Origin of the sequence: Pandoraea sp. ISTKB (assembly GCF_001721285.1) — a bacterium.
Taxonomy (GTDB): domain Bacteria; phylum Pseudomonadota; class Gammaproteobacteria; order Burkholderiales; family Burkholderiaceae; genus Pandoraea; species Pandoraea capi.
In genome coordinates this window covers 26,015-49,164 of sequence record NZ_MAOS01000050.1, presented here as the reverse complement: position 1 = coordinate 49,164, position 23,150 = coordinate 26,015, and the positions used below count along the sequence as shown (strand labels likewise).

The window sequence follows — 23,150 nt, the reverse complement described above, 5'->3', positions numbered from 1 at the left end:
AGGAGCCTCGTGAGCGTCGCCGAACCGATCGAAATTTCGCCTGAGCAAAGCAGTGCACGCGTGGCGTCGGGCAGCAGTTTCTATGCTGCCATGCGCATTCTGCCGCCCGCGCAACGTGAAGGCATGTTCGAGATTTATGCCTTTTGCCGCGCCGTGGACGATATCGCCGACGACGGCGACGACACGTCGGCGAACCGCATGGCGCGTCTGGCCGTGTGGCGACGTGATCTGGCCGATCTGTACGAAGGCCGCCCGACGCCGTCGCTCGCGAATCTGGCGCGTGCCGTCAAGCAATTCGGCCTGAAGCACGAAGACTTTCTGGCGGTCATCGACGGCATGGAAATGGACGCGTGCGGCCCCATCGTCGCCCCTGATCTCCCGACGCTCGATCTTTACTGCGACCGTGTCGCGAGTGCCGTCGGCCGTCTGTCGGTCAAGGTGTTCGGCATGCCCGAGCAGGACGGCATCGATCTGTCGTACCACCTCGGCCGGGCGCTCCAGTTGACGAACATTCTGCGCGACATCGACGAGGATGCCGGCATCGGACGCGTGTACCTGCCGCGCGAGACGCTGGCGGACGCCGGTATCGTGGGTGCGACGCCGGAGACGGTCGTCGCCGCGAAACTCGACCGTGCCTGTGCGCCGCTCGTCGCGCAGGCGCGTGAACACTACGCCCGGGCGCGCGCGATCATGGCGCGGCATCCGCGTCGCGTGGTGATCGCCCCGGCGGTGATGGCGCGCGCCTACGGTGCGATTCTCGACAAACTCATTGCGCGCGGCTTTGCCGTGCCCCGCGAGCGCGTGCGTGTTCCGCGCTGGCGTCTGATCCTGATGCTGCTGCGGCAGATGGCTTTCTGATGGCGGGCACGGTTCACGTCATCGGCGCCGGTCTCGCAGGGCTGGCCGCCGCGGTCAGGCTCGCCACGCGTGGTGTGCCCGTGGTGCTGCACGAAGCGGCGCCGCAGGCCGGCGGGCGCTGCCGATCGTATTTCGACCGTCAGTTGAATGCCGTGATCGATAACGGCAACCATCTGGTGCTCTCGGGCAACTCGACGATGCGCGAGTTCACGCGCACCATCGGGTCCGAACATACGCTCACCGGTCCCGGTCGCGCCGAGTTCGCTTTCGTCGACCTCGACAGCGACGAGCGCTGGACGGTGCGTTTGTCGGAAGGTCGTGTGCCGTGGTGGATTTTCGATAAGCGCGCTCGCGTGCCCGGCACGAAGTGGTCGGACTATCTGTCGCTGGCGCCGCTGTTGCGCGCCGGGCCGGACGCCACGATGACCGACGCGATGAATTGCCCGCCCGCGCTGTACAAGCGGCTGATTCATCCGCTGTTCCTCGCCGTGCTCAACGCCGATCCGGCGGAAGGTTCGGCGCAGATGGCCGGCGCGGTGATTCGCGAGACGCTGGTGCCCGGCGGCAAGGCCTGCCATCCGTTGATCGCGAGCGAAGGGCTGGATGTCACGTTCGTGACGCCCGCGCTGGCCTATCTGGAAGCCAAGGGCGCGCGCGTCATGATGCAGCACCGCGTGCGGGCGCTGCACTACGCCGCCGATGGCAGTCGCGTCGAATCGATCGATTTCGGCGATGGCCCGGAGGCGCTGGCCGCCGACGATACGGTCGTGCTCGCGGTGCCGCCGAACGTGGCCGCGTCGCTGGTGCCCGATCTGACGACGCCGGACGAATACCGTGCCATCGTCAATGCGCATTACCAGGTGCCGCCGCCGCCGGGCTGCCCGCCGATGATCGGCGTGGTGAACGGTGTGAGCGACTGGATTTTCTCGTTCGACGGGCGGTTGTCGGTGACTATCAGCGGCGCGGATCATCTGCTCGACGAGTCGCGGGAATCGCTCGCGTTGCGCATCTGGGAAGAGGTCGCCAAGGCCTGCAAGATTCCGTCCACACCGATGCCGGTGTGGCAACTGGTGCGTGAGAAGCGCGCCACGTTCGCGGCGACGCCGGCGCAGGACAAGCGTCGGCCCGGTGCGAAGACCCGCTGGCGCAACCTCGTGCTCGCCGGCGACTGGACGGCCACCGGGCTGCCCGCCACGATCGAAGGCGCGTTGCGCAGCGGCAATCGTGCCGCCGACATGTTGCTCCGGGCCTGACCCGGGCGACTGTCGCCGCGCTCGCCGGCCATCGTGCCGGCACCGCCCACAGCAGGAACGTTTCATCGGCGCATCATTTTTACCGATGTGTAAAGCGCGCCACTTTATCGTCTTTACGCCTTGAACAGGCAAGAACGCCATGGATACGATACGCGATGCTTCCGACAAGGAAGCGCGACGCACGGCCACTGCCACGGCCGTGGACCTCAAACTGCATACCGAACTCGCCCAGAAGGTGAGCACGGCGATGGCGACGCAGACGCTGGAAACCGGTATCGACCGTTCGATCACCGCGCTGCTGGACCTGCAACAGGACGACGGTCACTGGCTCTTCGAGCTGGAAGCCGACGCGACGATTCCGGCCGAGTACGTGCTGCTTCGTCATCATCTGGGTGAGAAGGTCGACGCCGAACTTGAGGCGAAGATTGCCGCGTATCTGCGTCGCATTCAGGGCGAGCACGGCGGTTGGCCGCTGTTCTACAACGGCAAGTTCGACATGAGCGCGAGCGTGAAGGCGTACTTCGCGCTCAAGATGATCGGCGATGCCGTCGACGCACCGCACATGGTGCGCGCCCGCGAGGCCATCATCTCGCGCGGCGGTGCGCAGAATTCGAACGTCTTCACGCGCATTCTGCTGGCGTTGTACGGCGTGCTGGAGTGGAAGGCGGTGCCGATGATGCCTGTCGAGATCATGCTGCTGCCGCAGTGGTTCCCGTTCCATCTCTCGAAAGTGTCGTATTGGGCGCGCACGGTGATCGTGCCGTTGCTCGTGTTGCAGGCCAAGCGTCCGCTCGCGCGCAATCCGAAGGGCGTGCAGATCGATGAGCTGTTCATCGGCAGCCCGAAGGATGTCGGTCCTCCGAAGCGTGCGCCGCATCAGAGCCGTTTCTGGTTCACGTTCTTCTCCGGCGTCGATCATGTGCTGCGTGCGCTCGATCCGTTCTTCCCCAAGAAGCTGCGTGAGAAGTCGGTCAAGCGTGCGGTGGCGTTCGTCGAAGAGCGTCTGAACGGGGAGGACGGTCTCGGCGCCATTTATCCGGCAATGGCCAATGCGGTCATGATGTTCGACGTGCTTGGCTATCCGGAAGATCATCCGAGCCGCGCGATTGCCCGCAAGTCGGTCGAGAAGCTGGTGACGCCGGCCGATCATGAGACATACGTGCAGCCGTGCCTGTCGCCGGTGTGGGACACCGCGCTGTCCGCGCACGCACTGCTCGAAACCGGGGACAAGCGCGCCATCGAACTGGCGGGCAAGGGGCTGGACTGGCTCGTCCCGTTGCAGATTCTCGACGTGCGCGGCGACTGGATTTCGCGTCGTCCGAATGTGCGCCCGGGAGGCTGGGCCTTCCAGTTCGCCAATCCGCACTATCCGGACGTGGACGATACCGCCGTGGTGGCGATGGCTATGGACCGCTACGAGAAGCTCGCCGGAAAGTTCGAGAACGACAAGATCGATGCGAGCACGCGCCCGATGCGATACGCCATCGATCGCGGCACCGAATGGGTCATCGGCATGCAGAGCAGCAATGGCGGCTGGGGCGCGTTCGAACCCGAAAACACGCATCTGTATCTGAACAATATTCCGTTCTCGGATCACGGCGCGTTGCTCGATCCGCCGACGGTCGACGTCTCCGCGCGCTGCCTGTCGATGCTCGCGCAACTGCCGCAATCGCCGGAGCGCAAGGCATCTGCCGCGCTGGCGCTGAAGTACATCCTCGACGATCAGGAAGCCGACGGTAGCTGGTACGGCCGCTGGGGCATGAATTTCGTGTACGGCACGTGGTCGGCCATGTGCGGTCTGGCGGGCGCGGGCATTGCACCGGAGCATCCGGCGATGGTGAAGGCAGCCCAGTGGCTCCTCTCGATCCAGAACGCCGACGGCGGCTGGGGCGAGGACGGCGACAGCTACAAGCTCGAATACAAGGGCTATGAGGCGGCCGCGAGCACCTCGTCGCAAACGGCGTGGGCATTGCTCGGTCTGATGGCGGCGGGCAAGGCCGAGCATCCGGCGGTCAAGCGCGGCATCGACTATCTGCTGAACACGCAGAACGAGGAAGGCCTGTGGGACGAGGAACTGTACACGGCGACGGGCTTCCCGCGCGTGTTCTATCTGCGTTATCACGGCTATCGCAAGTTCTTCCCGCTGTGGGCGCTCGCACGCTACCGTAACCTCACGGTGCGCAACGATTGCCCGGTGCCGTGCGGCATGTAAGATCGACGCACGTCGCCTGAATCGGGAATTCGTCGCCCCGGCATCGCGCGCTTTTGGTTTCGCGTCGATGGCCGGGGCGAGTCGCTTGTTGTTGCCACCATTGCCGCTATTGTCGTAATCGCTGAAGGAAGCGTATGAGCCAGCCCATCGTCATCGTGACCGGTATGCCGTTCGAAGCCCGCATCGCCCGGGGCGACGGGGTGCGAGTCGTCTGTGCGCAGAACAGCACGCTGGCAGGCGAACTCGAAGCGACGATTGCGCGCGAGGGCGCCCGTGGTCTTGTGAGCTTCGGCACGGCCGGTGGGTTGATTCCCGGTGTGAAGGCCGGGCAGTGGGTCATTGCGCACAAGGTGCTCGACATGCCGCAGCAGGCACGCGAGTACGTGACGTCCATTGCGTGGGCCGACGCATTGCATCGTGCCATCCCGCGAGCCCTGCGCGCCGATACGGCCGGCGTGACGGCCCCGGTGGTGAGTGCCGCCGACAAGGCCGCGTTGTTCCGCGAGAGCGGCGCGGCGGCGGCCGACATGGAGTCGCATATCGTGGCGCGCGTGGCGCAGGCGCATGGATTGCCGTTCGTCGTGGCGCGCGTGGTGATCGATCCTGCCGAGCGGTCGCTGCCCCCGGCGGCGCTCGCTGGGATGCGTAGCGACGGTTCCACCGACATTCTTGGCGTGCTCCGCTCGCTGGCGGGCAACCCGCTCCAACTGCCCGCACTGCTACGCGTGGGGCAGGACGCCGGACGCGCCAAAAAGGCGATGACGCATGGCCGTCAGATCGTCGCGTTGCGCCTCGGCGAAGGGTTTGGGGCGGCAATGGCCGGGATTTGATCCTTTGACGCGCTTGACCTGACAACGTTGACAGGTGGCAGCGAACGACTTTTGCCCTACGGTATAGCAGCGTGACCGGTGCGACCTCGTGTGAACGAGGCGGCACATCGCGTCGTTGATGTCCCATCGAATCTGGGCGAAAGGAGCACGTCATGACCGCGCTTCGAAGAATACTTCATGCGGCTGCATTAGGCCTGGCGCTATGCCTGGCATTGCTTCACGGGCCGGCTCATGCGGTCGTTGCAGGTGGCATGGCGATCGTGTATCGAACGTTTCCGGTCGTTTCCGGGGGATATCACGATATGGAGTTCACCATCACCGTGACGAAAGAGCCCGGATACAACGGAAGGACCTATTGGGCGCATCAATGGAGTTTCACGGGAACACAGGATCCCGGATATGTCGGACTCCAGAGTGTATCCGGCTACGACAAGATATTGAATTTCTCGATCTGGAATGCGACCGGATGGAGAGACTCGGCGGGTGCGAATTGCGGCTACTTCTCCCACGAAGGCAACGGTGTGCAGTGCTGGATCAATTACGCATGGAAGGAGGGCGTGACGTACAAGATCAAGGTTGCCAAGGACGGGGCTGATGGATGGCGCGCGACGATCATCGATACTCAGACCAATGCACAAGTCGCCGTGGCCACGATCGTCGTGCCGACCTCTTACGGCGGGCTATCGCAACTGGTCGAATGGGTCGAGAATTTTTCGCAGGGGCAGAACGAACTGCCGAGTTGCGCGGCTGTTCCGACAGCGATTGCGGTCTATGGCGTTCCCACGGCGAATGGCGGAACCGTGAGACCCTCCAGCACCCGCACCAATACCTACGGCAATTGCATGTCGGTTGCCAAATCGTTCTGTTCGACAGAGGCAATTTGTACGCTGAGTGCCAATCCGTCGGCGCCTTTTCAGGACAAGCAGTTGAGAAACACCTTCTCGGGGTATTGCCTGGACTTGTTGAGCGGTGGTGCGGCTGCCGGGTTGTATCACTGCTCGCCCAACGCGAATCAGATCTTCAGTCATGATGCGCAATATCGCCTGCATCGCGTGAGTCAGCCAGCGCAGTGCCTGGGGGTGGATGGCAACGATCGCGTCGTCGCGCAGGCGTGTTCGGACAGCGCTAGGCAACAGTGGTTGAAGGTGCCGCGAACCAGCACATATTTCAATGCGGGTACGGCTAAGTGTCTCGATCCGCTTGAAAACGCCGCGCTTGAGGCGCCTCTGAGAGCATTCACGTGCCTCGGGACTGGGTTGCAGCAATGGGCTGCGCCGTGAGACGCGCAGCGTCATGATCAGCATTGAATCAGGGGGAAATCGCGGCGCGCGCCGCGCGTAAAGTGGGATGTGCGCGGAAACCCTTGGGGAATCCCCCCAGTTTGTGTCGCGTATCTCCCCGCTTGCGCCGATCTCCCGCCCTGCCTGACATGGCTTCGGTGTGGGCGATTCGTGGCGCTCCGGCACCGGGAGCCAATCCTGAAAGTGACCACCCGATTGGTCGGAAAGGATGACGGGGCATCCCCACGTTGCTTACGCACGCCACAGGCTTGCGGGAGGCGATGGGGATTGCGACACCGTCGTCGCCGGTGAGTGGGTAGTCGGCTGCGCGTGCTAGCCACGACCGACGTCGACGTTCCGACCCATTCTGGTGGAGATTTCATGATCGGTAGCATCTCGAACCCTGGCGCTCTGACGCCTAACTTGACCGTGGCGAATGACGTGCCGACAACGCGGCACAATCCGGCGGAATCGGCGATGACGTGTTCGACGCACGACACATTGCTGGCTTTGCGGCCGGAGCACCTCCGCGCCGCTCTGCAAACATGCACCTATATCTCAACGACGTTGCGTGATCTGCAGGATCCCGCTGCGTCGCAAGTTCCGGGTGACGCTATCCACGCGTTGATTGACAGGCTTTTCTCGCAGACGCCAAAACCATCCGGTGTATCGGAACGTTCGATCTACTTCGTGCTGTGCTTGTTTGCCTACGAAGAAAGTCTCGAAGATATCGACGTCGAGACGCGGGAGACGATCGGACAGTTCGTCGAACGTATCAACGACACATACACGACACGCATGGAATTCTTGTCGCCTGCTGCTGCCTACGAGGTATGGCGCCGCCTAGACGCCGATGAAGCCATTGAAGTCGTTCGGGCCTGGCAACTGGCCAGTGACGAAGTCTCCGACAGCGACGTCGAGAGTGACTTTGCCGATGCCCCCGAGTTTTCGGTGTCATGGGCCGCACAGACGTTGTTCGATCGTATTCGCGACTTGGCGCGAAAGATTGCTGATGTCGCCTACCGCTGGCGTTTTGCCGGGGTCGGGGTGGCGTGGACATGGTGCGCTACCACGAAGCAATGGCGCGCCACATGTCCCGAACGTCTCGGCCTACCGTATATCGTGTCGGACGCTGCCGACGAGGCGCAATCCACGCGAGCGATGTTGCCGGCTGTGTCGCAACTGCAGCCCTCCACGCCATTGCAGACGGCCCTGGTCGTGCTGGGACTGAGCGCATCCGTTTCGCGCCCCGGCGATGCGCCGGGCATGTGCCCGCTGATCGATCCGAATCCGGTGCGCGCGTTGGCATTGTCGCGTCTGGAAGCCACCATGCCGATGTTGCCTGCAATGCCGTCCACCGGTCTGGATCATCGTCGGTTCGATCGCGAGGCGTTGGACGAACCGAGGGCGTTGCGGCGGCGTCCAGAGACGAGCGCGGTGCAGATCAGAGAGAGGCTGCCCGAGTCACGGCGTCGGCATGCGCTGCAACTCGCGTCTGACGAGGCACGCGCAGCACATCGTGTGCGTGCGCTACTGTCGCCGCAAGGCGAGGTGCTCGAAGCGGCCCCCAATGATGGGGCCCGCGATCTCCGAGCAGCCGCGGTGGCGCTTTACCGTCGAATCACGCAGCGTTCGGGCGAGTGATGCGGAACGTCTCGGTCGAGACCGGGGCGTCCTTCTGTTTACTCTGAAGGGATTCAGTTCGACGACGACTGCTGGCCGCGCGCTTGCGCGCGGCCTTTCCACATGCCGCCACGGCCGCGCCAGTGCTGCAGCGCCGAGTCGAACGTGAAGACCGTGTAGAGCGCGGCCACCAGGGGCAGCAGCGGCCCGAAACTCGATGACTGACGGTAGAAACGCAGCATCGGCAGATACGAGATCGTCATGGCGATCCACGCGAAGAGGCCCAGCCATTGACCAATGCCCGAGCCGAAAATCGTCATGACCGGTGGCACGATGAACGTGAGCAGCAGTGACACGATCGTGCCCGCCAGCAGCACCGGCGAGTACTGCAACTGCGCGTAAGCCGTGCGCGAGACCATCTTGCGAATCTCGCCGAGATTGTCGTACGGACGCACGCTCACGGCGCGCTCCGTCAATCCCAGCCAGATCGAACCCTGCTTCTTGAGCAGGCGTCCCATGGCGCAGTCGTCGATGATTTCGTCGCGAATGGCTTCGATGCCACCGCCCGCTTCGAGCGACGCCCGATGAATCAGCATGCAACCGCCTGCGGCGGCGGCCATCTTCTTCTTCGGATCGTTCACCCACGCGAAGGGGTAGAGCATCTGGAAGAACAGCACGAAGGCCGGAATCAGCGTGCGCTCGAACCACGCCGTGCAGCGCAGCTTCGCCATGAGCGAGACGAGCACGCGATTGTCGCCGGTCGCACGCGTGACCAGACGGCGTACGTTTTCGGGCGTGTGCGCGATGTCGGCGTCGGTGTGAAGCAGGTACGTCGGCGCGATGCCGTCGTCGTTCGTCGCGGGGTCGCTGGCGAACGCCACACCCTGACGAACGGCCCACATCTTGCCGGTCCAGCCGCCGGGCAGCGGTTGACCGCTGAGCACGTCCACGCGGCGCGTGAGACCGTCGGCCGCTGCACGCGTAGCCGCTTCGCGGGCGAGATCGGCGGTGCCGTCGCTGCTCTGATCGTCGACGACCACGATACGAAGCCGTCCGGCATAGTCCTGACGGCACAGTGATTCGACCACCTGACCGATCGATTCAGCCTCGTTGCGCGCAGGAATGACGACGGCCACGGCAGGCCATTCGGCCGGTGCGGGCAGACGGTCTTCGTCGAGATCGTCGCGCTCACGCGCACGCCAGAAGCCGCCTTGCGAGCTCAGCAGATAAATCCAGATAGCGAGCGACAGGGCGGCGATCCAGGCCAAAACAGTCATGAGAGATATCCGGCAGAACCAAACCAGGCGAGCGCGTCGCGCAGGCCTTCGGGGTAAGCGCGGGCGGTGTAGCCCAACTCGCGCCTGGCCTTCTCGGAGGAGAAGAACATGTGATAACGCGACATCTTCAGGCCGTCCACCGTCACGAACGGCTCCTTGCCGGTGAAGCGCGCCACGCCTTGTGCTGCCATTGCCAGCGGGTAGAGCGGCCAGCGCGGCAGTGCGATCTTCGGCGCCTTGCGTCCGACCATGCCGGCGATGCTTGCGAGCATGTCGCGCAACAGTACGTCGTCGCCACCGAGGATGTAACGCTCGCCGATGCGCCCGCGTTCGAGCGCCAGCAAATGGCCTTCTGCGCAGTCGTCGACGTGCACGAGATTCAGGCCCGTATCGACGAATGCCGGAATCTTGCCTTGTGCGGCCTCGACGATGATGCGTCCGGTCGGCGTGGGCTTGATGTCGCGCGGACCGATGGGCGTGGACGGATTGACGATCACGGCGGGCAGGCCGTCGTTGGCGATCATGCGCTCGACCAGACGCTCGGCCGCGACCTTGCTGCGCTTGTACACGCCGATGGTCGTGGCTTCGTCGTTCGGGGAGGTTTCGTCGACGGGGCCGACGGCGTCGTGCACGCGCAGCGTGGCAACGCTGCTGGTGTACACCACACGTCCGACCCCAGCACGCAGCGCCGCTTCCATCACGGTGCGCGTGCCGTCGATATTGGCCCGCATGATGTCGTTGGGATCTTTCGCCCAGAGGCGGTAGTCGGCGGCGACGTGGAGCAGGGCGTCCACGCCGGTAAGCGCGCGCTGCATCGATGCCGCGTCGCGCATGTCGCCTTCCACGACTTCGACAGGCAGGTCGGCGAGGTTCGCGCGAGGGCTGGTGCCACGCACCAGCAGGCGAACCTCATGACCGCGCGCGAGCGCCGTACGTGCTACCGCAGAACCGACGAACCCGGAGGCGCCGGTGACCAGCACTCGCGACGGCATTTACGCCTTGGCCCGGCGCAATTCGTCGAGCTTGATCTCGACGTGCTTCGAGAACACGAACTCAGCCGGACGCTGCTTGGCAAACGAGATGTCCTCGGCCATTGCGCCTTCGGTACGCACGCCCTTGAGCGCCACACCGAGTGCACGCAGCGGGTGCGAAATCGTCTCGTTCACGGCCGTGGCTTCAAAGCCGCTGTGCACCATGCAGTCGGCGCACTTCTCGTAGTTGCCCACACCGTACTTGTCCCAGTCGGTGGTGTTCATCAGTTCCGTGTACGTCTTGGCATAGCCTTCGCCGAGCAGGTAGCACGGACGCTGCCAGCCGAACACCGTACGCGTCGGGTTGCCCCACGGCGTGCAGTGGTACGAACGGTTGCCGGCGAGGAAGTCCAGGAACAGGCTCGACTGGCTGAACGTCCAGTTCTTGCCGCCGTTGCCGCGCTTGAGAATGTCGCGGAACAGTTGCTTGGTCTTCGAACGGTTCAGGAAGTGCTGCTGATCCGGGGCGCGCTCGTAGGCATAGCCCGGGGAAACGGTGATGCCGTCGAGGCCCAGGTCCTTCGTCGAATCGAAGAACTTGGCGACCTTCTCGGGATCGGCGTTGTTGAACAGCGTGCAGTTGATGTTCACACGGAAGCCGCGCGACTTCGCCAGCTTGATGGCGGCCACGGCGCGGTCGTACACACCTTCCTGCGACACGGCGGCGTCGTGCATTTCACGGTCGCCGTCGAGGTGGATCGACCAGACGAAGAACGGGCTCGGCTCGTAGTCGTCGATCTTCTTTTCGAGCAGCAGGGCGTTCGTGCACAGATAGACGAACTTCTTGCGCTCGATGATGCCCTTGACGATCTGCGGCATTTCCTTGTGCAGCAGCGGCTCGCCGCCGGCGATCGAGACGACCGGTGCGCCGCATTCATCCACGGCATCCAGCGAGTCCTTGAGCGACACGCGCTGGTTCAGGATGGGATCCGGATAGTCGATCTTGCCGCAGCCCGAGCAGGCCAGGTTGCAGCGGAACAGCGGTTCGAGCATCAGCACCAGCGGATAACGCTTGTTGCCCTTGAAGCGTTGCTTCATCAGATAGGCGCCAACATACGCCTGTTGCAGGAAGGGGATGGCCAAGTTCGGCTCCTGTTCGTATAGCGTTAGCCAGCGACCGCGTGGCGTGCGGCGGCCGGCTCGTCTTTGGTCAATTCCGACGGCAAGCGGAACTGGATGGTTTCCTCGATGCCGTCCATGAGAGTCACTTCGACCGTGTCGATGCGACGCAGCGCGTCGATCACGTCTTCGACCATGCGCTCGGGCGCGGACGCCCCTGCGGTGATGCCGATGCGGGCTTTGCCGCGCACCCATTCCGGATTTACCTCGGAGCCATCGGCCACGAGATAGCTCGGCAGCCCCATTTCGGAGCCGATTTCGCGCAGGCGGTTCGAGTTCGAGCTATTCGTCGCCCCGACCACGAGCAGCACGTCCACACGCTCGCACAGCTCGCGCACGGCGGTCTGGCGATTCTGCGTGGCGTAGCAGATGTCTTTGGTATTCGGGCCGACGATATTGGTAAAGCGACGTTGCAGCGCAGCAATGATACCGCGAGTCTCGTCGACCGACAGCGTGGTCTGCGTTACATAGGAGACCGGCGTGTCGATGGCAAGCGGCAGGGCGTCGACATCGGCTTCGGTCTGCACGAGGTGCACCGGGCCGTCGATCTGGCCCATCGTGCCCTCGACTTCCGGATGGCCTGCGTGACCGATCAGGATCACTTCGCGTCCGGCGGACACGTAGTTCTTGCCTTGAATGTGCACCTTGGTGACCAGCGGGCACGTGGCGTTAAGCACCTTGAGGCCGCGAATCTCGGCTTCCTGCTCGACGACGCGTGCGACGCCATGCGCGCTGAAAATGGTGACAGCGCCCGCAGGGGCTTCGGACAACTCGGCAATAAAGCGTGCGCCCTTCGCCTTGAGCGAATCGACCACATGTTTGTTGTGGACGATCTCATGACGAACGTAGACAGGGGCGCCGTATTTCTCCAGCGCACGTTCTACGATCTCGATAGCACGTATGACACCCGCACAAAACCCGCGGGGTTGGGCAAGTAGGACTTGCATTCAGCTCTCCGGCTCAGGTCGGCCGGGATGGCGGTTTCTATCGGGTGTTCATGGCTCGCCACATCCTGATCGGTGTGACGTCATGACGCACGCAAGGCCCGTTTCGATGGCAAATCGCGTGCACCCGTGGGGGGACCGCCGTCCGGTCGTTTGACAAGCAGCGATTGTAACCGCCGCCGCCAAATTATGCTGACGACCCCCTGTGGGAAAACGTCGGCAGGTGTTGCGTAAATGTTGACGAACCGGCGCCTATCTGGTTGAGATCTGCGCCGATTCGGATGCGATCCCAGTCGAACGTCGCTGAATGCAGGCCGGATCGGCCCGGCGGGCGGTGATCCGGAGCGCTAAGTTATTGATTTTACTTGCCGAAACGCTCGTTCTTCTCGTGCAGGTACGAAATCAGGCTATCGATGCCGCCCTGAGCGATGCGTGCCTTGAATTGCGGCTGGTACAACTGGATCAGCCAGGCATTGGCCACGTTCTCGCCCATCATGTTGATGTCGTAGATCTTCCAGCCCTTGTCGGTCTTCGCCAGACGGTAGGCCACCGACAGGTTGTCGCCGGGGCCGCTGACGGTCGCACCGACCACGACATCGCTGCTGTTCGCGGTGAGTTTGGCCGGATCGAACTTGAACGAGATGTCGCTGCCGCGCACCTGCGAGAGTTGCAGCGCGAACGTGTTCACGAGCAGTTGCTGGAATTCTTCGAAAACGCGTTTCTGCTGATCCGGCGTTGCGGCGTCGAATACCTTCGTGCCCACGGCGTAGCGCGTGGTGCGCAGGAAGTCGGCGTAGGGCAGGAAATCGCGGGCGACGACCTTGGCCGTGGCGTTGACATCGCCCGTTTTGGCGGACGCATCGGCCTTCACGCCCTTGACGACCGTCTCCACGGCCGTTTTCACCATGTCGTTCGGATTGGCGCTCGCCTGCGCCCAGGCGCTCGACGCGCCACCGATGCCGCTCAATGCGACGGCGGCAACCGTCACCAGAAATTTGTTCATGCCAGCTTGTCTGAGTCAGTGGAATTCGGAGTAGGCCGTAGTGTAGTGCACGTGATGCTCATGCGGCCCCTGTATACTGCTGCGATTTTGTAAATTCACCGTTTCGTCGCATTCCCTGGGCTGATCGACGGGCATTGGCCCCGATTGGTTCCGCATTTGTGCCGATGTTTAACCTTTCGTTACGCATGGGCCGATTGATGGGAAGGGCGCCGAGTCCGACGGTGAGACGTCCATTTTCTTCCGGAACCGCTACATGCTGACTTCGCTCGTCGTGCGCATCGTCCGTTTTTCGGCGAAGCACGCGTACCCGGTCATCTTCGCTTCGCTGCTGCTCGTCGTGGCGAGTTGTGTGTATGTCGCCAAGCACTTCGCGATCAACACCGACATCTCCAGCCTGATCGATCTGAATACCGCTGCTGCCGAACGTGGTCGCGAGATCGACCGTGCTTTCCCGCAGAAGACCGACCTGACGCTGGCGGTCGTGCAGGCGCCGGCCGCCGAGTTTGCCGACAAGGCCGCCGCCGAACTGGCGAAGAAGCTGGAAACGGAAACCGATGTGTTCCGCACGGTGAGCCGTCCCGGCGCGGGAGATTTCTTCGCACACAACGCACTGTTGTTCGCCTCGACCGATGACGTGAAGTCGCTCACCGGCAAGCTTGAAGACGCCAAGCCGCTGCTCAACCGTCTGGCTCAGGATCCGAGCCTGGCCGGGTTGTCGAACCTGCTGTCGGTGACGTTGCAGACGCCGCTGCTCACCGGGCAGGTGAAGCTCTCGGACATGACGCATCTGCTCGGTAACGCGGCCGATGCTTCCGAGGCCGTGCTCGCCAACGATCCGTCGCGACCGGCGGCGATGTCGTGGCGCGCACTCGTGGCCCCCGACACCGTGGCGCGCAGCTATGTGCAGGTGCAGCCCGTGCTGGACTACGCGGCCCTCGAAGCGGGCGCCAACGCTGCCACGCGGATTCGCGAAGCCGTCGCCGACCTGAAGCTGGCCGAGCGTTACGGGGCGACGGTGCGTCTCACGGGGCCCCGTCCGCTGTCGGACGAGGAGTTCGCCTCGGTGCGTCAGGACGCCGGGCCGAACGCCGTCATCACGCTGCTGGCCGTGCTCGTGGTGCTCTGGCTGGCGGTGCGCTCGGGCAAGATGATTCTCGCGGTGTTCATCACATTGCTCGCGGGGCTGGCCGTCACCTTCGCGCTGGGCCTGATGATGGTCGGCGCGCTCAACATGATTTCCGTGGCGTTCGCCGTGCTGTTCGTCGGCATCGGCGTGGACTTCGGCATTCAGTTTGGCGTGCGCTATCGCGAGGAACGCCATCGTCTGGAACATGAAGACGGCGTGGGCGGCGACGAACTGCTGCGCGGCGCACTTGCGCGTGCAGGCAAGGCGATCGCCATGCCGCTGTCGCTGGCCGCCGCCGCCACCGCAGCGAGCTTCTTCTCGTTCCTGCCGACGGACTATCGCGGCGTGTCCGAGCTGGGCCTGATCGCGGGCGTGGGCATTCTGTGCGTGGCGTTCCCGTCCGCCATTACGTTGCTCCCGGCGCTCATCAGCGTGTTCAAGCCCAAGGGCGAGGCGAGCCCGCCGGGGTTCCGCAGCCTCGGTCCGGTCGACGACTTCACCGAAAAGCATCGCAAGCCGTTGCTCTACGGCACGCTGGCGCTGGTGATCGCCGGGTTGCCGTTGCTCGCGCATCTGCATTTCGACTTCAACCCGCTGCATCTGAAGGACCCGCACACGGAGTCGATGGCGACGCTCATCGACCTGTCGAACTCGCCGGAGGCGGGCGTCAACGACGTGCAGTTGCTCGCGCCCGATCTGGCCGCCGCCGATGCCGAAGCCGCGAAACTGCGCGCGGTGCCGGAAGTGGGGCGTGTCGTGACGCTCACGACGTTCCTGCCGGCGGATCAACCCGCCAAGCTGGCGATGATCGCGGCGTCGGCGAAGTCGTTGCTGCCCGTGCTCACGCAGACGCCGCTCGCAAGCGTGCCGGACGCGACGCGCGTGTCGGCGCTCAAGACGGCGGCAGGTCAGTTGGAAGACGCCGCGCTCGACTATCCCGGCGAGGGGGCCAAGGAGGCGCAACGTCTGGCCGCCGCACTACGTAAGCTCGCCGCAGCGGATCCGGCCACCCGCGACCGTGCCGATCATGCGATTGCCGATCCGTTGAAGCTCGCGCTCGGCCAGTTGCGCGACGCGCTGCAACCGCAGCAGGTCACGCGTGAGTCGTTGCCGCAGGACATCGCCTCGCAGTGGGTAGCCGCCGACGGACGCGCGCTCGTGAACATCTCCCCGCGTGTGGCGAAGGGTGCCGACCCGAGCGACGACGTGATGCTGCGCAAGTTCACCGAAGCGGTGCTGCGCACGACGCCGGACGCCGTGGGAGGGCCGATTTCGATCCTTCGTTCGGCCAATACGATCATCCGCGCGTTCATCGAGGCGGGCGTGTGGGCGTTGCTGTCGATCACCGTGCTGCTGTGGCTGGCGTTGCGCAGTTTCGGCGACGTGCTGCGTACGCTCGTGCCGCTGCTCGTGTCGGCGGCGGTCACGCTTGAAGTCACGGTGCTGATCGGTTTGCCGCTGAACTTCGCGAACATCATTGCCTTGCCGCTGCTGCTCGGGGTGGGCGTCGCGTTCAAGATTTACTACGTGATCGCGTGGCGGCACGGGCAGTATCGTCTGCTGGCGTCCGGGCTGACGCAGGCGATCGTGCTGTCGGCCGCGACGACCGGCATCGCATTCGGCAGCCTGTGGCTGTCGCACCATCCGGGCACGTCGAGCATGGGCAAGCTGCTGGCGCTCTCGCTGGTCTGCACGTTGATCGGTGCGGTGTTCTTTCAGCCGGTGCTCATGGGCAAGCCGCGCGATGGCGCGGCGCCGCCGCCGAAGTCCTGATGTCCTGATTCCCCTGCGCAATGAAAAACGGCACCGAAAGGTGCCGTTTTGCTTTGTCGTGAGACCCGGTGTTGCGGTGATTACACGGCTTCGATCTTGCCACCGAGACGCTCGGCCATTGCCCGCCGGATCGACTCGGCAATGCCTTTCGCATCGAGACCGACGGACGCAAGCTGCTGCGCCGGCGTGCCCTGATCGATGTACGTGTCGGGCAGTCCCAGTTGCAGTACCGGCACCAGCACGCCGTGCGCATTCAACGCTTCGATGCACGCCGTGCCTGCACCGCCCATCACGGCGCCTTCTTCGAGCGTGACCACCAGATCGTGCGTGCGTGCCATGTCGAGCACGGTCGCTTCATCGAGCGGCTTCACGAAGCGCATGTTGACCACGCTGGCATCGAATTCGTCTGCCACCTGTTCCGCCAGCGCGACCATCGAACCGAACGCCAGAATCGCGACCCGGTGACCTGCCGGGGCGGCGCTCTGGCGACGCGTTTGCGCGCGACCGACGGGCAGCGTCGACAGACCAGCTTCTGTCTTCACGCCCGGCCCCGTTCCACGCGGATAACGTACGGCGCTCGGGCCGTCGATGCCAAGCGCCGTTTGCAACAGCTGGCGGCATTCGTTCTCGTCGGCCGGAGCCATGACCACCATGTTCGGGATGCAGCGCAGATACGCGATGTCGTATGCGCCCGCGTGTGTCGCCCCGTCCGCGCCGACCAGACCACCGCGATCGATGGCGAACAGGACCGGCAGGTTCTGCAAGGCCACGTCGTGAATCAACTGATCATAGCCGCGCTGCAGGAACGTCGAGTAGATCGCGACGACAGGCCTGAGACCTTCCGTTGCCAGTCCGCCTGCGAACGTCACCGCATGCTGCTCGGCAATGCCCACGTCGTAATACCGTTCGGGAAAGCGCTTCTCGAACTCCACCAGGCCGGAGCCTTCGCGCATGGCCGGTGTAATGCCGACGACACGCGGGTCGGCTGCGGCGGCGTCGCACAGCCATTCGCCGAACACCTGCGTGTAGGTCTTGGCGGAGACGGTACCCGGCGCGGCCGGACGGATGCCTTCGCTCGGATTGAACTTGCCCGGGCCGTGATACAGCACCGGGTCGGCCTCGGCCAGCTTGTAGCCACGACCCTTGCGTGTGACGACATGCAGGAACTGCGGGCCCTTGAGCGCCTTGATGTTCTCGAGCGCCGGAATCAGCGCGTCGAGATCGTGGCCGTCGATCGGTCCGAGGTAGTTGAAGCCGAATTCCTCAAACATCGTGCCCGTCGGCGAGACGATGGCCTTGGCGTGCTCTTCGAGCTTGTGTGCGAGTTCGCGCATTGGCGCGGGTGCGTTGCGCAGCAGGTTGCGTACGCTTTCCTTGCCCGCCGAGTAGAACTGGCCGGACATCAGACGCGTGAGGTACTGATTGAGCGCGCCGACCGGCGGCGAGATCGACATGTCGTTGTCGTTGAGCACGACAAGGAACGGCAGGTCGTCGTAGACGCCGGCATTGTTCAAGGCCTCGAACGCTTCACCGGCCGTCATGGCGCCATCGCCGATCACGGCAATCGCATGACGCTTCTCACCCTTGACCTTGCTCGCCAGCGCCATGCCCAACGCCGCCGAGATCGACGTGCTCGAATGCGCCGTGCCGAACGTGTCGTACGGCGACTCGTCACGCTTTGGAAAGCCGGACAGGCCTTGCCACTGACGTAGCGTCGGCATGGCCTCGCGCCGCCCCGTGAGGATCTTGTGCGGGTAGGTCTGGTGACCCACGTCCCACACGATCCGGTCGTTCGGCGTATCGAAGACGTAATGCAGGGCGATCGTCAGCTCGACGGTGCCCAGATTCGACGACAGATGCCCGCCGGTGCGCGAGACGTTCTCGAGCACGCAGGCGCGCAGTTCGTCGGCCACACGTCGCAGTTCGGCGCGCGACAGGGCGCGCAATTCGGTCGGGGAGTGGATGCTGGCTAGCAAATCGGTCATGGCTAAACGTCCTGAGCGCCCGTCTGCGCGCTTACTTCACCAGCTTGGCGAAGGAAGCCAGCAGGCGATCGATGTCGGCCGTTGTGAGGTTGCCCATCGTGGAAATGCGGAACAGTTCCTTCGACAGACCGCCCTGACCGGCATAGATGACGAAACCGTCGGCCTTCAGCCAGTCGTGCAGACGCGGATAGTCGACGCCTGCCGGCAGTTTGTACGCTCGCAGCACGACCGACGACTCGTTCGGCGGCAGCACGCTGTCGATACCCAGCGCGGCCAGTCCGGCGCGGGCCTGCTCGGCGAGTGCGCCATAGTGCGCGTGACGCTTCTCCCAGCCACCGGCGTCGGCCAGTTCGCGCAGCGCTTCGACCAGCGCATAGTAAGCCTGTACGGACGGCGTGAACGGCGTGTTGCGTTCAGCCTGAAGCTTGGCCAGACGCGCGATGTCGAGGTAATACGTGCGGCTGAAGGCCTTGGCGAGCGCATCCTTGCGCACCAGCACGAACGACACGCCCGGCACGCCGTGCACGCACTTGTTGGCGGTCGCGGCGACAGCCACGATGCCCGAATCGTTGAAATCGATGGCTTCGGCGGCGAAGCTGCTCACGCCGTCGACCAGCAGATCGATGCCGCGCTCACGGCAAACGCGTGCGATACCCGTCAGATCGTTCAGACGGCCGGTCGTCGTTTCGTGGTGGATGATGGCTACGTTCGTGTACGGACGATCGCCTGCTGCGTCGAGCTTGGCCACGATTTGCGCCAGATCCGGCGCCTGCATCCATTCGAAATGGATGACGTCGTGTTCGATGCGGTACTGCTTGGCGATCTGCGAGATACGCTCGCCGTACACGCCGTTCTCGACGATCAGCAGTCGACCGTTTTCCGGCACGAGACCGGCCGTCATGCTCTCGACGGCAGCCGTGCCCGAGCCGGTCATCAGCACCGGCGTCCACACGGCCGGATCGAGGCCGTAGACGGCCGTCAGACGCTCGCGGGCCTCGTCCTGCAGGTCGAAGAATTCGGGCTCGCGGTGGCACAGATCGGGTTGCAGCAGGCTTTTGCGAACGCGCTCGGTCAGGGTCACGGGGCCCGGATTCAGTAACAGCATGGCGAAGCTTCCTCGTCAGTTTTCAGCAGTTAAGCAGCATTTGTGCGGCGGTCATGCGGTGGCTAAGCCGCCATTGAGACGCTCAGGCCGAAGCCTGTGCGCGTTGTGCAATGTGATCCATCAGACGCGACTTGACGGCTTCCGGCGTGACCTTCGGTCGCGGCAGGCCGTCCGGCGTACCGGGGCGCGTGGTCAGGCATGCGAAGCGCGGACCGTCGTTCAGGCTGGCGGTGCGGCCGTCGAACAGTTGCTCGATGACATCCAGCGTATCGCCTTCGAGCGCGAGCGCATAGCCGCTGGCCGCCGCCACGCCGGCAAACGACACCGTCGGCGACACCGTTGCCTGCGCGCCGGTCGAGTCGTGAGAAGCGTTGTCGAGCAGCAGATGCACGAGGTTCGACGGACCGTAAGCGCCCAGTGTGGCGAAGGCGCCCATGCGCATGAGCGCTGCGCCGTCACCGTCGAGGGCGACCACGCGCAGGTCGGGACGTGCCAGCGCAAGACCCAGCGCCAGCGTCGTCACGCAACCCATCGAACCGACCATGTAGAGCTGATTGGCGCGATCGTCGAGGGCATACAGCTCACGGCCGCAGAAGCCGGTCGAGGCCAGCACCACGGTGCCTTCGAGCGGTGTGTGGGCGATCACGCGGGCGAGGGCGTCGCGACGCGTGGGCATGTCGGACGGGGCCACGCCACGCACGACGGACACCGGTGCCGGTTGCGCCGGACGTGCCGGGCGCTCGGCCGGTTGCAGCGGGAACGATGCCACGCTGCCCTTTTGCATCACGAGTGCGTAGGGGCGGCCGGTCTCGTCCATGTGACGCACTGCGCGCTCCAGCGCCGGACCGATCGCTTCCGGTTCCGTCGGGAACAACTCCCAGGGCACTTCCATCAGGTCGAGCATGGCCGGCGTGATCGGCCCCATGAGCGCGTGTTGCGGCTCGTCGGTGATGCCCGGCTGGCCGCGCCACGTCACGATCAGCAACTGCGGCAGACGGAACGTCCACGTGAGCGACGTGAGCGGACTCACGGCGTTGCCGAGGCCCGAGTTCTGCATCATCGTGACGGCACGCGCGCCACGGCCTTCGCCGAGCGTCGCGCCTGCCGCGATGGCGACGGCGTCGCCCTCGTTGGCCGCCGACAGGTAATGCAGCGTCGGATCTTGCAGCACGTAGTTGATGAACGGCGTGAGGAACGAGCACGGCACGCCGGTGTACCACGTGAAGCCGTGCTTGCGCGCGGCTTCGACGAACTGTCCAGCCTCAATCACCTTGCGTCTCCGGAGCGCCACCGTTGAACGGCGTCTGGCCATGGGCGAAGTCGGCCGCGCGGCGGAATTCTTCCATGTCGTTCACACCGCGCCAGTGGCCGTGCACGTATTGCACTTCGATCCTGGCGCCATCGGCGGCCAGGGCGTTGATCAGCTCCGGCATGCCGAGCTGGTCGAAGTCGGCGCGCGTCTGCAATGCCGCGAACACGCGTTGCAGTTGCGCACGGCCGTTCTCGCCACGCACGCCCAGCAGGCCAATCCAGCGGCCGTTCGGCGTGCGTCCGGCGTCCGAGGCGTTGCCGCTGATCTTTTCGAGCAGCACTTGCTGGCCGAACAGACCGCGGTCGTCGCCACCCGAGCAGTACGCAAAGTCGCGCACGCTGGCGTTGGCAGCATTGGCTGCGGCGGTGGAGTCGACCACGACGGTGAAGTCGGCATCGCTCTCGACCAGATCGCGCACGATGTAGCTGCGGAACAGCAGATCGCCGTACGAGATGACCGTGTCCTGCGTGAAGGCATTGGTCACGCGCGCGAGCGAGGCCAGCTCGCCGGTTTCGGCGTGGCGCTCGTTGATCGCAAGCGTAATGCCGGCCGTGTCGATGGCGTCGGCACGATAGCCGCCCACGACAGTAATGTCGTTCACGTTCTGCTTCTTGAAGCCGTCGACCAGCCAGCGCAGCAGCGGCTTGCCGGCGACCGGCAGCATGACCTTCGGACGATCGGTCGTCACGCTTTCCAGATTCTTGCCACGGCTCGCGGCCAGCACAATGGCCGAGCGCGGTGCATTCGCGGCGGACAGATAACGATCTTCGGCCTGCGTGTATTCGTCGGCATCCTGCAAACGGAAGATCTCGTCGACGGTCGCGACGCGGTCTTCGACGTTGATGAGCGTTTCGTTGCGGTAGATATCGGCCGCGACCGATTGCATGGCCGAGGTGGCCGCGCGCATCAGGTGGTTCGCCCAGATCACGAGGCTGATGCCAGCCTCGCGGAACACGTCGGTCGGCGTGCTGTAGTACTTCGTCGGCACGATGACCAGCGGGCAGCGATTGCCCCACTCGCGGGCGAACTGCACGATTTCGTCGGCGCGCTTGAGCTTGCTGTGGATCAGGATGGCGTCGGCGCCGGCCTGACGATAGGCCTCGGCACGGCGCAGGGCTTCTTCCATGCCCCAGCCGGCGATCAGCGCTTCGACGCGGGCGACGATGGAGAAATCGTCGTCGGCCTGCGAATCCTTACCGGCCTTGATCTTGCCGCAGAACTCGTCGATATCGGCCAGCGGCTGACGCTCGCCGCCGATGAAGCTGTTGGTCTTCGGGAAGACCTTGTCTTCGATACACACGCCGGCGATGCCACGTTGCTCCAGCTTGCGCACGAGACGTCGCATGTTGTTGAAGTTGCCGTAGCCGGTATCGCCGTCGAGCAGGATCGGAAGATCGCTGGCGTCGGCCATGAATTCGAGGTTGTCGACGACCTGCGTCCAGCTCGCTTCGTTGTTGTCGCGAACGCCGAACTGCGCCGAAATGGTCAGGCCGGACGCCCAGATGCCCTTGAAACCGGCCTCGCGCACGATACGTGCCGAGATGCCGTTATGGGCTTCCATCAGGAATTCGAGCTGGTTGCTGCGCAGCATGGCGCGCAGTTGTGCCGCGCGCGTAGCGGTCGGCGGGAGGGTGAATGCGTCGGGAGCGTTCATTCGGACACCATCGTGAGCGGTTCAAGTTGCGGCAGCACCTCATCGGCGGCGCGCTTTACATCTTCAGGGTAGTCGATTTCGATCCACGGGAAACCCGTGACATCGGCGGTTTCAAACTGTGCGCCGCGCTCGAGCAACAAGTCGCGCACGGCTTCTTCGTGGGGCATCTTGGCGCGGCCGGATTCGACGTAATCGCGGGTGATTTCCGCCAGACGCGTGGCCGTCGCTTCGTTGAAACGGAAAAAGCCGACGGATTCGCCCACGGTGTCGTATTCCAGACCGACCATGACTTGCTTGCGCAGCTCGACCGGCACGCCGTCGCGCAGGCACAGCTTGACCGGCTCGTCGCCCACTTCGAAATCGCGGTCGATCAGCAGGCGGTTGGCCGTCTCACCCGCGACGAGCGCGTTGAAAATGCGCTGGTCGTAGAGCACGTCGGCATCCATCACGAGCACGTCGCCACCGGCGGTCATCGCTTCGGCCGTGACATGCAGCGTGAGCACGCTGCCCAGATTGAATTCCGGGTTGAGATAAATCTTGGGGCGTGGTGTCCAGTTCAGACGGTCGAGTTCCTCGCTCACCTGTTCGTGATGGAAGCCGAGCGCGAGCACGACGTCCGTGATGCCGGCAGCCGCCAGCATGCGGAGGTGGCGCTCCAGCAGCGACATTCCGTCGAACTTCAGCAGGCACTTGGGCGACTGCTGGTTTTCCGGCTGGAGCAAACGCAGGCCCATGCCTGCTGCGAGAATGATGGCCCGCATGGTC

The 23,150-nt window shown here is 64.2% G+C and carries 17 protein-coding genes; 7 read left to right on the top strand and 10 right to left on the bottom strand.

The genetic code is table 11. The annotated features are described in order from the left end of the window. The first annotated feature begins 9 nt into the window (after positions 1–9). From hpnD to A9762_RS19085, 6 genes are all read left to right on the top strand, one after another. Entirely contained in the window at positions 10–858 is an 849-nt protein-coding gene (hpnD, locus tag A9762_RS19110) for a presqualene diphosphate synthase HpnD (RefSeq protein WP_083254095.1), read from the top strand. After that, positions 858–2,111: a hydroxysqualene dehydroxylase HpnE gene (hpnE, locus tag A9762_RS19105; protein ID WP_069343596.1), complete on the top strand. Its 1,254-nt coding sequence runs from the start codon at positions 858–860 to the stop codon at positions 2,109–2,111. The genes hpnD and hpnE overlap by 1 nt, the downstream gene beginning before the upstream one ends. Positions 2,112–2,358: 247 nt before the next feature. Then, positions 2,359–4,323, top strand: a complete 1,965-nt coding sequence (gene shc, locus A9762_RS19100; RefSeq protein WP_069343722.1) for a squalene--hopene cyclase — start codon at positions 2,359–2,361, stop codon at positions 4,321–4,323. Between the two features lie 134 nt (positions 4,324–4,457). Then, a complete protein-coding gene (locus A9762_RS19095; protein WP_083254094.1) occupies positions 4,458–5,153 on the top strand; it encodes a phosphorylase in 696 nt (231 codons plus the stop codon). Between the two features lie 152 nt (positions 5,154–5,305). Continuing rightward, on the top strand, positions 5,306–6,433 hold the full coding sequence (locus A9762_RS19090) for a DUF3472 domain-containing protein (protein WP_069343595.1): 1,128 nt from the start codon (positions 5,306–5,308) through the stop codon (positions 6,431–6,433). A gap of 381 nt (positions 6,434–6,814) precedes the next feature. After that, positions 6,815–8,077 (top strand): hypothetical protein, encoded by a 1,263-nt coding sequence (locus tag A9762_RS19085; RefSeq protein ID WP_069343594.1) that lies wholly within the window; start codon positions 6,815–6,817, stop codon positions 8,075–8,077. 53 nt (positions 8,078–8,130) lie between these two features. Here the strand turns inward: A9762_RS19085 and A9762_RS19080 are convergent, their stop codons facing one another. The 5 genes from A9762_RS19080 to A9762_RS19060 all read right to left on the bottom strand — a co-directional run bounded on the left by A9762_RS19080 (position 8,131) and on the right by A9762_RS19060 (position 13,430). Further along, a complete protein-coding gene (locus A9762_RS19080; protein ID WP_069343593.1) occupies positions 8,131–9,333 on the bottom strand; it encodes a glycosyltransferase in 1,203 nt (400 codons plus the stop codon). Then, on the bottom strand, positions 9,330–10,325 hold the full coding sequence (gene hpnA, locus A9762_RS19075; protein ID WP_069343592.1) for a hopanoid-associated sugar epimerase: 996 nt from the start codon (positions 10,323–10,325) through the stop codon (positions 9,330–9,332). Before hpnA ends, A9762_RS19080 begins: the two co-directional genes overlap by 4 nt. After that, a complete protein-coding gene (gene hpnH / locus A9762_RS19070; protein ID WP_069343591.1) occupies positions 10,326–11,447 on the bottom strand; it encodes an adenosyl-hopene transferase HpnH in 1,122 nt (373 codons plus the stop codon). A 23-nt stretch (positions 11,448–11,470) separates the two neighbouring features. Then, entirely contained in the window at positions 11,471–12,430 is a 960-nt protein-coding gene (gene ispH, locus A9762_RS19065) for a 4-hydroxy-3-methylbut-2-enyl diphosphate reductase (RefSeq protein WP_069343590.1), read from the bottom strand. Between the two features lie 358 nt (positions 12,431–12,788). After that, the gene (locus A9762_RS19060; protein WP_069343589.1) at positions 12,789–13,430 is read right to left on the bottom strand and encodes a phospholipid-binding protein MlaC; all 642 of its coding nucleotides are present in this window, start codon (positions 13,428–13,430) and stop codon (positions 12,789–12,791) included. Between the two features lie 253 nt (positions 13,431–13,683). On the opposite strand from A9762_RS19060, the gene A9762_RS19055 reads away from it, so the two are divergent. Continuing rightward, on the top strand, positions 13,684–16,329 hold the full coding sequence (locus A9762_RS19055; RefSeq protein WP_069343588.1) for an MMPL family transporter: 2,646 nt from the start codon (positions 13,684–13,686) through the stop codon (positions 16,327–16,329). Between the two features lie 80 nt (positions 16,330–16,409). Here A9762_RS19055 and dxs read toward each other — a convergent pair whose 3' ends face one another. The 5 genes from dxs to A9762_RS19030 form a co-directional block, all read right to left on the bottom strand. Next, positions 16,410–18,314 carry a 1-deoxy-D-xylulose-5-phosphate synthase gene (gene dxs / locus A9762_RS19050; RefSeq protein WP_069343587.1) on the bottom strand — a complete coding sequence of 635 codons (1,905 nt, stop codon included), beginning with the start codon at positions 18,312–18,314 and terminating at the stop codon, positions 16,410–16,412. A gap of 31 nt (positions 18,315–18,345) precedes the next feature. Next, positions 18,346–19,419, bottom strand: coding sequence for a 2-aminoethylphosphonate aminotransferase (locus A9762_RS19045; protein WP_069343586.1), 1,074 nt, complete (start codon positions 19,417–19,419; stop codon positions 18,346–18,348). Positions 19,420–19,501: 82 nt separating this feature from the next. Beyond that, positions 19,502–20,689 carry a phosphonopyruvate decarboxylase gene (gene aepY, locus A9762_RS19040; RefSeq protein WP_069343585.1) on the bottom strand — a complete coding sequence of 396 codons (1,188 nt, stop codon included), beginning with the start codon at positions 20,687–20,689 and terminating at the stop codon, positions 19,502–19,504. Next, positions 20,682–22,385, bottom strand: coding sequence for a phosphoenolpyruvate mutase (aepX, locus tag A9762_RS19035; protein ID WP_069343584.1), 1,704 nt, complete (start codon positions 22,383–22,385; stop codon positions 20,682–20,684). The genes aepY and aepX overlap by 8 nt, the downstream gene beginning before the upstream one ends. Beyond that, positions 22,382–23,146 carry an NTP transferase domain-containing protein gene (locus tag A9762_RS19030; protein WP_069343583.1) on the bottom strand — a complete coding sequence of 255 codons (765 nt, stop codon included), beginning with the start codon at positions 23,144–23,146 and terminating at the stop codon, positions 22,382–22,384. The genes aepX and A9762_RS19030 overlap by 4 nt, the downstream gene beginning before the upstream one ends. Positions 23,147–23,150: the final 4 nt, after the last annotated feature.